The organism is Ignavibacteria bacterium (assembly GCA_041649015.1).
GTDB lineage: Bacteria > Bacteroidota > Ignavibacteria > Tepidaquicellales > Tepidaquicellaceae > CAIKZJ01.
This window is the reverse complement of record JBAZNU010000003.1, coordinates 362,765-377,368: the sequence shown is the minus strand read 5'-3', so window position 1 is coordinate 377,368 and position 14,604 is coordinate 362,765. Positions and strand designations below refer to the sequence as shown.

The 14,604-nt window shown below is 36.2% G+C and carries 13 protein-coding genes; 6 read left to right on the top strand and 7 right to left on the bottom strand.

Annotation, left to right across the window (positions count from 1 at the left end; all coding sequences use genetic code 11):
- Positions 1-37 precede the first annotated feature (37 nt).
- Positions 38-613, top strand: a complete 576-nt coding sequence (locus WC644_07385; GenBank protein MFA5011765.1) for a hypothetical protein — start codon at positions 38-40, stop codon at positions 611-613.
- 68 nt (positions 614-681) lie between these two features.
- Here WC644_07385 and WC644_07380 read toward each other — a convergent pair whose 3' ends face one another.
- The 3 genes from WC644_07380 to WC644_07370 all read right to left on the bottom strand — a co-directional run bounded on the left by WC644_07380 (position 682) and on the right by WC644_07370 (position 3,276).
- The gene (locus tag WC644_07380; protein ID MFA5011764.1) at positions 682-2,370 is read right to left on the bottom strand and encodes a S8 family serine peptidase; all 1,689 of its coding nucleotides are present in this window, start codon (positions 2,368-2,370) and stop codon (positions 682-684) included.
- Positions 2,371-2,486: 116 nt separating this feature from the next.
- Positions 2,487-2,858 carry a VOC family protein gene (locus tag WC644_07375; GenBank protein MFA5011763.1) on the bottom strand — a complete coding sequence of 124 codons (372 nt, stop codon included), beginning with the start codon at positions 2,856-2,858 and terminating at the stop codon, positions 2,487-2,489.
- A 37-nt stretch (positions 2,859-2,895) separates the two neighbouring features.
- The gene (locus WC644_07370; protein ID MFA5011762.1) at positions 2,896-3,276 is read right to left on the bottom strand and encodes a VOC family protein; all 381 of its coding nucleotides are present in this window, start codon (positions 3,274-3,276) and stop codon (positions 2,896-2,898) included.
- A gap of 196 nt (positions 3,277-3,472) precedes the next feature.
- On the opposite strand from WC644_07370, the gene WC644_07365 reads away from it, so the two are divergent.
- The 3 genes from WC644_07365 (at position 3,473) to WC644_07355 (ending at position 5,960) form a co-directional block, all read left to right on the top strand.
- Positions 3,473-3,895 (top strand): secondary thiamine-phosphate synthase enzyme YjbQ, encoded by a 423-nt coding sequence (locus WC644_07365; protein ID MFA5011761.1) that lies wholly within the window; start codon positions 3,473-3,475, stop codon positions 3,893-3,895.
- An 84-nt stretch (positions 3,896-3,979) separates the two neighbouring features.
- A complete protein-coding gene (locus tag WC644_07360; protein ID MFA5011760.1) occupies positions 3,980-5,626 on the top strand; it encodes a hypothetical protein in 1,647 nt (548 codons plus the stop codon).
- Positions 5,627-5,630: 4 nt separating this feature from the next.
- Positions 5,631-5,960 (top strand): DUF6150 family protein, encoded by a 330-nt coding sequence (locus tag WC644_07355; protein MFA5011759.1) that lies wholly within the window; start codon positions 5,631-5,633, stop codon positions 5,958-5,960.
- Between the two features lie 537 nt (positions 5,961-6,497).
- Here WC644_07355 and WC644_07350 read toward each other — a convergent pair.
- Positions 6,498-7,835 (bottom strand): T9SS type A sorting domain-containing protein, encoded by a 1,338-nt coding sequence (locus WC644_07350; GenBank protein MFA5011758.1) that lies wholly within the window; start codon positions 7,833-7,835, stop codon positions 6,498-6,500.
- Positions 7,836-7,954: 119 nt separating this feature from the next.
- Here WC644_07350 and WC644_07345 point away from each other — a divergent pair, with 119 nt between their 5' ends.
- Positions 7,955-8,299, top strand: a complete 345-nt coding sequence (locus WC644_07345) for a hypothetical protein (GenBank protein MFA5011757.1) — start codon at positions 7,955-7,957, stop codon at positions 8,297-8,299.
- Positions 8,300-8,634: 335 nt separating this feature from the next.
- Here the strand turns inward: WC644_07345 and WC644_07340 are convergent, their stop codons facing one another.
- Together WC644_07340 and WC644_07335 are read right to left on the bottom strand one after the other, a co-directional pair.
- On the bottom strand, positions 8,635-8,775 hold the full coding sequence (locus tag WC644_07340; protein ID MFA5011756.1) for a hypothetical protein: 141 nt from the start codon (positions 8,773-8,775) through the stop codon (positions 8,635-8,637).
- A gap of 509 nt (positions 8,776-9,284) precedes the next feature.
- On the bottom strand, positions 9,285-12,053 hold the full coding sequence (locus WC644_07335; protein ID MFA5011755.1) for a prolyl oligopeptidase family serine peptidase: 2,769 nt from the start codon (positions 12,051-12,053) through the stop codon (positions 9,285-9,287).
- Positions 12,054-12,258: 205 nt separating this feature from the next.
- Between WC644_07335 and WC644_07330 the strand changes: the two genes are divergently transcribed.
- Complete coding sequence (locus tag WC644_07330) at positions 12,259-14,082, top strand: hypothetical protein (protein MFA5011754.1); 1,824 nt, start codon at positions 12,259-12,261, stop codon at positions 14,080-14,082.
- Between the two features lie 74 nt (positions 14,083-14,156).
- Here the strand turns inward: WC644_07330 and ndk are convergent, their stop codons facing one another.
- On the bottom strand, positions 14,157-14,570 hold the full coding sequence (ndk, locus tag WC644_07325) for a nucleoside-diphosphate kinase (protein ID MFA5011753.1): 414 nt from the start codon (positions 14,568-14,570) through the stop codon (positions 14,157-14,159).
- Positions 14,571-14,604: the final 34 nt, after the last annotated feature.

Here is a 14,604-nt window from a genome sequence, read left to right as displayed (position 1 = left end):
ATTCTAAATTTATTATGATAACCAAATTTAAAATTTTATGAAAATAGCAGCAGCTCTTATATTGCTTTTATTATTATCGATAAACGCTTATACACAGAGTATAAAGCTTTCTGATTTCAATAGCAAGAATAATTCGAAATCAGTTTATAAAAATACGCTCGAAAAGACAGAGGACTTTGAGCTTTATAAACCAATTATGATGTTTTGGCCATTAAATCCGATGCTTGTCGTAGAAAACAGCAAAGTTTATTTTGGGCTGACTAAAGAAGTGAACGTGATTCTCCCCGGTGCAAAAGTAAAGATGGGGTTTGAATATTCCTATATTTTCAGAGAGGAAAGGAACAACCATATAAGAGCATTCGCTGATTACATCATACCACTGCTGGCGCGTGATTTTGCCGCCATACTTATGAACGTTGGAGGAGGTTATTTTACCGATACTAAAAAAGCAGGCTTGTTCCCTCAGATATCGTTTGGACTCCTTGCAGGGTTTGGTGATTTTATCGGAATAAACGTGTATATAAAAGCCCGCGAGACGTTCATGCTTAAAAGCGAAGAGTCAAACATATTTGATCTTTCGTTGGGAGTTGGTGCGGCATTTTATCCGTTTTAGTTTAAAATCTTTAGCATACAAAAAGAGGTGCTGTTAGGCACCTCTTTCTTTTATATCTCGAATAAATCTTACTTCATCTTCTGTGCCATCATGAATGCATTGTATGCATCCACAACACCTGCAGTTTTTGATAACTTATCAAATTCAACTTTTCCCAGCTCTTTAGATTTTACAACAAGTCCGTTATACTTTCTGCTTGACTCCATTATAATCGTTTTTATTTGAGAAGCCGTAAGATTCGGAAAATATCCCTTTATGATAGCAGCTACACCGGCAGCATTCGGTGACGCCATCGATGTTCCGCCAAGACTCTGGTATTTACCGCCGGGTACCGTAGAGTTTACTTCTACTCCCGGAGCAAAAACATCAACAACTTTGTCCGAAAAATTTGAAAACGATGCCGCAAGGTCATATTTCCTCGCTTTGTTCGATGGGTCTTTTTCTGTGCTCCATTGCTTCATCCATGTACTCGCACCGACGCAAAGCAAGTTGTTAAAATATTTCATGTCTCCATTTTCTCTGTAAAACTTCGGAGGATAGTTTAACCTTGTCTCTATGTTTGTTCCTTCATTACCCGCCGCTACGACAAATAATACTCCCTTAGATTCTGCATATTTTATCGCCTCTTTAACATACTGTGGATTGTTGCCCGGCGCAAAATATTTTCCTGCAGAGAGATTAATTATATCCGCACCGTTATCCACTGCATAACGAATTGCATTTGCAACGTCTTTATCCCTCTCATCACCGTCCGCCGGAACTACTCTTAAATACATCAGCTTTACAAATGGAGCCTGCCCAATTCCCTTTTTTGTTGCACCGATTATTCCTGCAACGTGTGTTCCGTGTGAACTCACCTTTACAGATGGATCATTATCGCCGTAATTCTTCTCATCAAGGACTGAAGAATTATCACCTATAACGCTTGAAGGGTCAAAATTAAGGTCGTAAGATAAACTCACTTTTGATTCAAATTCTTTTTCATATCCAAATATATCGTCAGGCGATACTCCCATAAGCATATATGAACCTAATATACTCTCCGCTGCATCTTTTGATTCACCCGTAAGTGTTTCTTTAATTTCCATCAATTTCTTTGGGTCCGTTGTCACATTATTTGCTTTCAGGACATCAACCGACTTTTTCATGTTGCCCGAAAGTACCTTTATATAGTCATATGTGCTAACATCATCTGCCTTCTTTTCATCATATTCATCTTTTACCTTCTTGTGATAAGGGTCTGTTTCAGAAACTCCTTCCTTCTTAAGCCTTGCGTATTCTCTCGTAACCTCAAGGTTCAAAGCTACGGCTTTTCCAAGAAAATTCCATCCGTTGAAATCATCAACATATCCGTTATTATCATCATCAACACCCGCCTGTCCGTTCACCTCTGCTTCATTCTTCCATAAGTTTGCTTTTAAATCAGGGTGATCCATCTCAAACCCTGAATCCATCACCGCAACTATTATCTGTTTCGGTTCTGCTATTCCCTGTGTCTTTATGTAATCATACAGCTCAAGGGTTCTTGTGCCTTCATACCCGTCTTTTTCCGGTGATAATTGCGACCAGTCAGGTAATTCCGCTGAAACAAAATTGCTCCTGATTCTTTCTATAATTTTTATAGGAATTTTTACTGTCGTTTTGTCGTATTGAACAAAATTAACATAGTCATTTCCTATATTTGCTTTAAAAGTAAAGCCGAAAGAGACTACTCCGATAACAAGCAGTATCAATCCATAGTGTTTGAATCTGTTCATGTGTTATTAGTTTAATTAAAGTTGTACCTTATTATATTACTTTTTATTCAAAAAGTTTCAAAAGTTTGTTATTTTTATAACAATAAAAGAATATTAATAATTTTATGTTTCATTTCCTATCTGTGCTGATCAATTAATATACTGTTGCCATCAGGATCTGTAAGCGTAATGTGCCCGGGTCCCGTAGTAGTCTCATCAGCTTCCTTTGTCAGATTTATTCCGTTTTCTTTTAAGTGTTTCTGAATCACCCTTACGTCATCAAAAACCTCTAAGTTTTTTGCATTCTCATCCCATCCGGGATTAAATGTGATAATATTCTGCTCAAACATTCCCTGAAATAATCCAATTATTGAGTTTCCGTTTTTCATTATCAGCCAGTTTTGTTCTATATTTCCGCCAAAAACTATAAAGCCAAGCTTTTCATAAAATTCTTTTGAAGAATGAATATTCTTGACATTTAAACTAATAGAAAATACACCTAATTTTATTTGTTCCATGATTATTATGTTAATTTTGCAAACGGTTCTATTTCATCGAATGAAGTCCAAACATATTTCCTTCTGTATCAATACATAATGTGCAAAACCCGTATTGACCTATTGCAAATTTCGGCGCCACAACTTTTCCACCGGCTTGCTCCACTCTGTTCTGTTCAGCAAGGCAATCTTCCGTTTCGAAGTAAACCAGCGTGCTGTTCCCGCCCGCTTTTATATCTGACGATTGTACAAGTGCACCTGTTGTATTGGGTGAACCTTCCACGTAAGGAAATGCCGTCATTTTACAATTCATTCCCTCAGGTACTACCATAACGGTCATTTCATTTGCGAATATTGTTTCATAGAATTTTTTTGCTCTGTCCATGTCATTGACATAGATTTCGAACCAGGTTACAGGATTGTTTTTCATCTTTTTAAATTTAAATGTTGTTAAATATTGTTAATTTAAATCAATATTCTGCTGTTCTCCTTTCAGCAACTAAGAATACTAATTTATATTACATTTCGCAATTCAATTTTGCTCTTTGGTTTTCGCTATCATATTTTCAAATTATATCAGATTAGGAAATTATGGATTAAACCCATATTTTTGTAATATCTGAATCATGAAATTAATTCAAAAAGAAATATCGTTAGAATCCCGCCCGAGAGGGTTTCATCTTATCACTAATGAAATCCTGGGTAATCTTTTTGAATTACGCGACATTACAAAAGGTGTTGCTAATATATTCATAAAACACACTTCGGCATCAATTTCTATAAACGAAAATGCTGACCCGACTGTCAGACAGGATATGGAATCGTTTTTTAATGAAACCGTTCCTGAAGATTCTGACTTTTATTTGCATACACTCGAGGGTTCAGACGATATGACCTCGCATATTAAATCTACATTAATAGGATCAAGTGTTAACATTCCCGTGACAAATGGAAGGTTTAATCTCGGAACATGGCAGGGAATTTATCTTTGTGAACATCGAAATAGGGGCGGCAGCAGAAATATTGTCGTAACAGTCTTCGGTGTATAGCGTTTTATGAAAATAAATTCAGTTATTGGGAACAAATTAGATAAAATAAGGTTTATTATCATATCAAATAATTAAAATAAATACATGAAAAAACTAACACTATTATTATTTCTTGTGCTTTTTACCGGCGTCATTTATGCCCAGAATGTTAAGGAAAAACTGGTCTATGATAATCTAAAATCAGACCCATATACTATGTACGATTTTAACTATGACGAAAATACCGGCTCGTTTGTTTACGCAATTTATGATACCGTAACTCAAAAAACCCGTATCACTAGCAATAAAGGCGACTCAAAAGAGTACAGCTATTTCCAGACATATGATATTGTTTACGATAACTCTGGAAACTATTTCGCCGTTGCTATCATTACTTCAAACGATGAAAATTACACTGCTGATTATTTCCTTTTAAGAAACGGTATGGAAATACTGTCAAGCAGCAACATTCAAACCCCTCTCGTGAAAAAAGATGATGGAATTTATTTTATTGCTTACCAAAATGGTAAGGACACAAGGGTAAAGTATAGTTTTGCATCCGAACAACTCGAATACGGCAAAAGTTATGATACTATCTTTCTTGCCGCAGCCAAGAAGGTTTACGGCGAAGGTGAACCCGCTTTCGAAATAGGTTTCACAAAAACTGGAAAAGAGTACTATGCAGCAAGTAAAAACGGTAAACATGTATTCGTTGTTGGTGAGAAGGAATACGGACCTTATGATGAAATACAGTATTATAGCACCTACGAAGATAAAGAAGGAAACGTATGTTTTGTCGCAAAAGAAATTGTCAACGGGAAAAATTATTATTTTGTCGTACAGGGAGATAAAAAGTATTCCAGATTTGCTTCAATATATCTCTCAAATGCTTTTGATAAAGATAACATTCCTGTTTATTCTGCTTCTGAAGATTTCGACGTGGAGTTTCCATCTGATGCATACATTGTTAAAGGCAGTGAGATTGTAAGCAAAAACTTCTCAAAAGGTGCTTATGATATTCTGTTCACCCCCTCGGGCAAACTTGTTTATACTGGCACAGACACACTTAAAGATGGTACTTATGTAACCAAACTGTTCATTGACGGAAAAGAATTTGCTTCTGCAAACTCAATCTGGAATATAAATTTCTTCAATGACGATACTCCATATTATTACGTATCTGACGTTAATTATAACACATCTTTGTACAAAGGTAAAACAAAAATATCATACGATACATACTCAAGCATTGGTTCTTTTAGCGTAAATAAATTAGGTACGCTTTCTTACACTGCAATGATTTACGGTGACTACGAAAAAAATATCCCGAATAAAAGTTATTATATTATTGGTAATGAAAAGTTTGGTCCTTATGATAATATGTATGTCGGCGAGTACGAACCTGCTTTCTTGCTCGTTAATGATTTCAACGACTATGTTTATGTCGCAACAAGTAATATAACGGGAGCTGAAGGCGAATCTATCACCAAGTATTACGCCGTAGGTAAATCATGGAAATCACCTGAATTCGAATTCATTGCTGACTTGAAAATGTATAATAATGATTTCTACTATACGGGTTATAATTACGGAACCGATGGTAAATCCGGCAATAATATACTCTTTAAAAACGGACAAAAAATTGCCGAATATAATTCTGTGAACAATCTTAAACTTGACGATAAAAAAGGGGTTATATCATTCCTTGCTCAAAAAGATGATAAAGTTTATTTTGTTGAAATTAATCTCTAATACTATGAAAAAGTTTTTATTAGTATTTACTCTCTTTGCCGCTTTGTTTGCATTCGGCGAAGTTAAAGACGCTCAATCTCAGATTGTTTACATCACTAAATATAAAAGTGAAGCTGATAAGATAATTTATGTTTCGCGTTACAAAAGCGAAGCGAACCTGATTGTTTATGAAAGTAAGTATAAAAGCGAAGCAGCCCCAATGAGTGGTATTTGGTATTATACTAAATATAAATCAGATGCCGACTGGCAAATCTACTTCACTGAGTACAAGAGCGAAGCCGATATCATTGTGTATTTCACAAAATATAAAAGCGAAGCCGGCTGGAATAATTAGCTTTTACCAAAAGGGTTTGTAACAACACTGTTACAAACCCTTTTTCTTTGACTTCCCTCTTTACTACCACAACCCCCTCACGGGAGATCTTAAACCTGAATATATAGTCTCCAAACTAACATTTTAATGCTGATTTTGTACGTTTTCCATAAAATAAGCTTAAATAATACTTGTTACTGCATATTTGATGCCTGATGCAGGCTGCGCGCGGACTACGGGCATCCTGCCTGCAGGCTTAGAACATGGTATAGACAAGGCATGTTAATGGGATGTTCATGGGACGTTTATGGGATGATAAAATAATTAAGTGTATTTACAGGAAGTTATAGTAGGCTTCTTTTTTATAAATCTTAAGCAGCAAGTCAATCCAATATGACTATTTTGAATAATCATGATAAGTAAATGTTCTAAAAATAGATAGAAAAGTCAAGGGGAAAAGAAATTTTGTACCGTTTTAGATATGAGACATAAATCGACTTTTCCTGACTTTAGCAAATTATTCTCAGTTGATGTAAATAAAGGGCTATTTATGCAAAATCATTTTACAAGCACCATACGCTTCACATCCGTAAATTTTCCTATCGAAGAACTGCTGCTGCGGACATCTATTTTATAGAAATAAATACCACTCGATAATCCTTCTCCGTTGAATTCGACACTATAAGTCCCTGCATTAAGATTTTCATTCAAAAGGGTTTGTATATCTCTGCCATTGTTATCATAGACTTTCAATGAAACAAACCCTCGATTTGGTAACACATAGTTTATTTTAGTCGAAGGATTAAATGGATTTGGATAGTTCTGTGAGAGATAATAACTTCTGATTTCTTCATTGTTATTCCCAATTCCTACATCAGATCCGTTTGAATACTTATAAATATTATATCCGGATGCAAAGGCAATTGTATCATTTACAAATACGAAGGAAGTAATATTTCGTCCCCATCTAACAGTATCAAAAGAATTTCCGCCGTTAACAGTATAATAAATAGGAGCATTCGTTAATTTGGAACCTCCTACCCAACCTATATTTGAATTCTTGAAACCAATCGCCTGTGAAATGTACGATGAATTAGTAAACGCAATCTCGCTGAAAGTTGATCCCTGATCTAATGTTTTTAGAAAAACTGATGGTGTTACTGCACCTTCAATAACTACTCCTCCTACTGAATTGTCATAGTTAAAAAATATTTTTGACGCATTAACTCCCACAGCATTTGTTGTGTATCTGTTCGACCAATTCGCACCTCCGTTACTTGTATATAGTATCGAGCCATTAGAGTTTATGAGGTAATTTCCGTTCTTGTAACCCGCTGCTAATCCTATGTTTTCATTAAAAAACTTAATATCGTATACTCCGTTTAATAACAAATTTATGCTGGTAACAGACCATGTAGTTCCATTATCCGTAGTTTTTGCAATCTTTGGTATACCTTGGGAATTTCCGCAAACATAAACTAAGTTTGAATTCACAACCGATATCCCCGGAAATGATATACCGCTCATCGATGGAATATTCTGCTTTGTCCAGCTTACACCTCCATTTGTTGTTTTACAAAGACCATTTGTTAATCCGCTCCATCCAGTTAATTCGTTCAAGAACGATAGTTTATTTGAAAAATAATATGATGAATCATTAAATATTAATATCCAGTCAATCCCTCCGTTCGTTGTCTTGTAAACTTTCCCGCTGTGATGGTTTACCCATCCCGTCAACGTATTTATAAAAGCTATGTCGTCATACGCATCGTACGGATTCGTAAACGAAGGGATATTTGAACACTTTTTCCATGATAGGGATTGTGAAATTGCGGTTCCACAAATCATGATTTGTACAAATATTATTGTCGCTACTAAAAATAGTTTTGTTTTCATAACTTATTTCCTTAAATAATTTTAAAATTTTTTGTATTAGTAATTTATTTAATTTGACTTGACATTCATTTTTATTCCAATTAAAATTATATTAATATTTAATTAAAAGTCAAGTCAATATGAGAATTATTTTAAGTTTCTTTTTATTAGCTGGTGTCATAGTTGTTCTGTTCATTGGCCATAACCATTCTGAAGCTAATGTTACACCCAAAGCAAACAACAATGTGACCTTAGATTCAACAAGAAATTTACCTTGTTGTAATATATTTAATCCATTTATACAAATCTGTTCAAATCCAACTGATTTGGTGAGCTATTTATGCTTTGAAAATGGTATAGAAGTTGAAAAAATTATTACCTGCGCTTGTTGTCGTGAGATATGGCGTGATAATAATTTTAATCCGCCTACGGGGTTAAATTGCTTGCCTCCAGGAACTGAATGTCGCAGTGAAATAAAAAAATAATTAATGCATTGTATTCTGTGATATTCGCGATGAGCATGAAGTAAAAGTTTTTCTTTAATAGCAGTTCCTTTTAACTCGTGGATTGCGGTAAAAGTTCTTCTCAGTATAATTTTAAACTCATCAACAAGTTTAATCTGCTATATTAACATCCTATCACGAGTAGCGATGACAGGCTACAGTAATTCCAAAAGTATTACAAAAGCTCTGACACATTTCAGACGAGAATATCTACTTACATCAGTACCCGTTTATAAGTCCTTTCTTTACAGCGAGCACTCCGTCTTTAATCCAATGGGGCATTGGCTCGCTTTTCAGATAGTGGTCGAAGAACTGCTTCATTCGAATTGATAAATCGTATTACTTGCTGTTGACATCCAGATTTCATTATCTGAAAGGGATTCCATTCTAACAATTCTAAATGAAGAGTCAATAGGCATAGTTATATCAACAATACTGCTACCATTCCAACGCTTCAACTTTGAATTGCTTGTCTAAAGAGAACCACCGCCTATAAATACATTATTTGCATTAGTACCTGTCATACAGGTAGCATAAAAATCATTGTCATTATGATTGATATGTTGTATCAATCCGTTATTTATGTGAACCGAGGCGGGTTTTCCAGCAATATAAATATTATTTGTATCTGCAACATAGAAATATTTAAATGGATGAACTAAAAAAGTATCTAATTTCCAATCGAACAGATTACTATCAATAACTACCGGATCATTGAATGAATTATGGGATTATCCTCGCTGCATGATTGAAACAACCCGAAGAATAATAACATTATAACAAACAATGGTAGTACGATTTTATAGTTATTCATTTTGAAATATTATATGAACATGTTTCATTTATTGAATTTTAAATCAATATAGATGTAAGTCTTAGTGCTGATTTTTTAAATAAAGCCATCATCGTTGAACACCATAAAAGCTCTGACACATTTCAGACGAGAATATCTCTTTATAACAGATTATCAGTACCCGTTTATGAGTCCTTTCTTTACTGCGGGCACTCCGTCTTTCATCCATAACGGCATCGGCTCGCCCTTTAAATAATGGTCGAAGAACTGCTTCATGCGTATTGATAAATCAACCCTGTTAGGCCACTTCATTAAATTGTGTTCGTCGCCGTTGTAGTTCACCATGTAAACGATTTTGCCCAGCCGCCTTAGCGAAACAAAAAATTCTATCCCCTGCTGCCACGGCACTGCACCGTCGCCGTCGTTAGCCATTATCATAAGCGGAGTGTTTACTTTGTCAGCAAAGAATAGAGGTGAGTTCTCAACGAATAAATCAAACTTTTCCCAGAGCGTTCCGCCGATTCTGCTTTGCTCTCTTTCATATTGAAATATTCTGTTCACTCCCGATTCCCATCTGATGCCTCCGTATGCACTCGTCATGTTTGAAACTGGTGCACCCGACATTGCCGCCTTGAAGAAATCAGTCTGCGTAACCAAATACGCAACCTGATAACCGCCCCAGCTCTGACCCTGCAAACCTATATTGTCCCTGTCAATGTATGAATATGTATCGGCAAGATATTTTGCACCGCTGACAATCGCATTGAATGCACCCTTGCCGGGATATCCGATTTTGTAAGATATATCGGGCATAAAAATTATGTAACCGTTGCTGTTATACAACGGAAAGTTCACTACAGAACGACTCGGATTTGGAATGGTATGTGAATGAAACCTGTCTGATGATTTCTCGTAGAAATAGGCTATCATCGGATACTTTTTGCTTGGGTCAAAGTTCTCGGGCTTCAGCAGAAGTCCCCTTTGCTCAACGCCCGCCGAGTCTTTCCAGTAAACCTGTTCGACCGTTCCCCAATAATATTCCTTTTGCTGAGGGTTTGCATCGGTTATCTTTTTAATTTCTTTAAAGCTCATATCCGATTTCCATAAATCAGGAAACTCCGTGTAAGAAGATTTCTGGAATACGAGCTTGTCCGATTTCTTCGCTTTGAATAAAGAAACAAACTTGTTGTCAAGAGCAATCAGCTTATTCTGTAACCCCTTGTCTGCAGTCGCAGACCAGAATTCTTCTTTCCAGTTTGTTTCATTGATTCCTTTTATTAAAAGCACTTCATCAAGCCCTATGTTTGTTGAGTCAAAATTAATTCTCTGTATTCTGTAAACAGTGTTACCTTCTCTGCCGTTTGTAAGCTTTACTGGTTCTGAGCTGCCGCCTGTAGGAATTTTCCAAACATCAAACCTGTCATAAACCAGCACATACTCATCATTCGTTGTCCATCCCGCAATGCCGTAAGGATTGGGAATGTTCGGTACATCATTCAGCTCATCATAAAATTTAACTGTTGCATTATTTGTAAGCTGCATCTTTGTGCCGTTCTGATTGTTGTAAACGTAAAAAGAACTGTCAGCGTTATCAAACCACGCAATAAACTTCCCCGTGGGCGAAAGCGATTCGTTATACTGCACGCCTTCTGCTACAAGCACCCTGCTTCCATTCTTAAAATTAATAGAATAAATATCCTTCTGCTCCGGCTGAATCCATGACTGCGAACGCTTGTAAGGATTCTCGTCAATGCCGAGATAGTAATCCGTGTTGCCGTTCCTCGGATACTTCACCGTTTCAAACTTCTCGTCTTCAATCTGTAAAATATTCTTCTGCCCTATATCATAAACGGCAAGAAATTTCTGCTTCTTTGCTTTCTCAAGATCGTGAAGCTGCTGTGTCTGAAGGAATGGGTCTTGATAATTCCAGACATCCACTTTGTGCTTTTCCTCATCAAGCAGCGTGTCCTTCGGCTCCGGCTGCAGCTTTGGAGCAGTATGGAAATAAAGCTTGCTGCCGTCTTCCGAAAACATCAAATCAGTGTACGGGCTTACTTCCCATTCTGTTTCTAGAAAAGAACTGTTGTTATCGGCAATCATACTGACTGACTTTGTATCACCAAAATAAAGTCCGTACCTTTTAACCTTTGCAGTATCGGGCGAATGAATAAACGCAACCTGCCCACCCTTTGTGTCAACCGTAATATCTTTGCCGTAACCCTTTTTTGAAAAAAGCAGCTCGGGATTCTCAGCATCCTTCTTTAAAACGAATACTTTTGTCGTATCAACCTTGCCCTTTATCAGCGATAAATAAACAAGTGCGTCTCCGTTCTTTGAAAAATTATATTCATACACGTTGCTGAATGTTTTATTCTTGCCCGTTACGGGATTAAGTACATTCAGTTCATAAACATCAATATCACTCTTAGAAACAGTATCCTTCTTCATACCCTCCGGTGCCCGCATAAATGCAACAAGCTGGCTGCTCTCTTCCGGCAGCTTGAATGAGATAAGCCCCGAATACTTCGAACCCGGCTTCTTAATATCATTCAGCAAAACTATCCCCAGCGAATCCTTCGGGAATGTTTCTTTCTTCTTCTTTGCAAGTTTGAGCTTTCTTAGCGAATCTTCCGGTACCTTGATTTTAAACACAGCATATTCACTGCTCGAAGAAAACGAACTTTCGTAACCTCGCGGAATGATTAATTCCTCATCATTCAGTAAGTTCTTTAGATTAAGAACGCCGTCTCCCTTCTGTTTGTTAACCTCAAAAGTTGTAAACTTTCCGTCATTAGAAATCTTTATATTCTCAAGTCGCTTCCAGTCGTTATAAACCGAATGGTCAAGTATCTTCTTCTCTCCTGTAAGTACACCTGTTTCCTGAGCATTTATCAAACTGCAGGAAAACATGAAAAGAATTATAGCAAGTAAAAGATTTTTCATAATGTGAATTTAATTATCTTTAAAAATATCTTGTTATTGTAACAGTTACAATTCAAATATTAATAATTTTGGGAAATATTATTCTCAAATAATAATATTTTTAATAAATATTGAACAAATTGGACACAATTGTAGTTTAACTTAATATGTATGAAATGAATTTAAAGTTAAGTATAAGATACTTAACTTATGTGATAATTATTAAATGAGCGATACTTTAAATAAAGACGATATAAACAACAACTTAGACGGCGATGGTAATGAAAAACCATTAGATAATGGTGATTTATCCGAGCAAAGAAAAGTAATACCTGATGAAATCAATCAGGAGGAAAATATTTTTCATTCAGAAGATCTTACTTCAAAAGAGCTAAATGATAACATTATAAATCCAGTTGAACCGGAGAACGAGCTTGTTGAGGATAAGATTGAACCCGAAAATAATGATACTGAGGATACAAATACTGAAGATATTGTTGAATCAACTGCCTATGACAGTAAATATCAGGTTAATTTAATTGACGAAAGAGTCCTACGCGTTAGAACTACAACAAACCTATCCGTTACTATTGACTGTAATGTAATAGTTAAGGAAGAAACTCAGTCCAACAGAATTTACATTCATCCTAAAGCCGAAGAATTAAAACAGGAAATAGAAGTTCTCGTAAAAATTGGTATCGAAGAACCTGCAGCGGATGCTGAAAGTGAAACCGACGATATAAAAACTGAAATCAGAAAGAAAGAAAGTAACTATCAGATAAGTTTAATCAGCGAAAATGTTCTAAGAATAAAGATCTCAACGAATAAATCAATTTCAGTTGACAGTTCTCTTCTCGATAAGACAAACATCGAAGACGGAGAAGAGACGCAGTCTAATAAGATATTTATTCATCCGCGTCAGGGTATTGCAAAACAGGACGTTGAAGTTTTTATTAAAATAGGAGACGATGCTGATAAACCCGATAATTTGGACGTCAAAAAGCCGGATAAAGCAGTACAGTTTAAAACTCCGGGACTTACTCCAAACCCATTAGTAGTGGATATTCTTAGCAGACTCACGAAATCTGCTGCCGAACCGCCTGAAGAAAGTTTAAACGGACTTACGGATGAAGAAAAACTCGAGCTAAAAATCGGAAGAAAGAATCCATGGAGAAAGAACAAGGAGTTCATTAGAAAGAATCTGCAAAGAGGTTTTGCAGCAGCAAATACTATCACTATCATTGCCGCAATTTTATTCTATTCATTCGGATCAGGTAATATTAAAGAAGACGAAGAAGTTGTCCAGAAAAGACTTATAGTTATGCAAGACCTTCCCGAAAACCTGAACCAGCTCGCACAAAACGTTGACGACCCAAATAGACCCGAAGAGTTGAAGACAGACTCTGAAACAGGGTCAGATATATCTCCTCCAAAAATTATTCCGAAGAGAATTACTCCTCCAAGAGTTAATCTTCCTAAATTGGATAAAAGTCTCACAGAAAACGATACGGCATTAAATAAAGAACTCGATTCCCTTAGAAAAGCCAACGATACAACAAGGTACCAAAACGGTGTTGTCGATACAACAAAGTTGAACGCATCACTTATGCCGGATTCGCTCTTGAAGAATCTGTCAGAAAACGAAGTCGGACTTATCGGAAGATTTCCGCCTAACTGGAAACAGATAGATGCTCGTGACCTTAATCAGACATCGTTGTTTACAGGGGTGATACTCGTTGATACAACTGTCAAAAAGGAAGAGACCTTGACTATGAATATTGAGATTGATACCAAAGGAGATAGGTTCGGACAGTTCCAGTTTACGAAAGTATTTAATGAGGATACGCTTACAAAAACAACAATTTATTCTATAGACCCGAAAACTGAAGGCAAGCTTACCTACTACAGGTTTTATGTATCTACAAAAACTGATAATATTTTCGTAAACACATTTACGGTTCAGCCATCATTCGAGAAATATAAAGGTGAGATTGAAAGAGTCGTTAAATCAATCAGAGTAAAAAGACCTGAACCCAATACGGATAATTAAATACTGTACTTTGGTTTATCTCTTTTCTTGTCTGCAGTAAAAGCTAATCTTTTCTCTTTTTAATATTCGTTTTACTAAACAAGCTCTTTCTCAGGAAAGAAAAACTCCACTTCAATCCTTCCGTTCTCAACCGAATCAGAACCGTGTACTGCATTCTCCGCTTTTGAACCTGCAAATTTCTTTCTTATCGTTCCTTCCGCCGCTTCCGCTGGATCAGTTGCACCAATTAGGTTCCTATAATCTGCGACAGCATTTTTCTTCTCAAGCGCAATCGGAATAACTGGTCCCGATGTCATAAAACTTACAAGCTCGCTGTAGAAGGACCTCTCCTTATGTACTTCATAAAATTTCTGTGCCTGTTCTTTTGACATCTGAATTAGCTTCATTCCTCGTATTGTAAATCCTGCATCCAGTATCATCTGAATAATGTTTCCCTGTACTTTTTTCTTTACAGCATCGGGTTTGATAATACAAAGTGTTCTTTCCAATTTAATTAATCCTTTCGTAATATATTTTTTATTT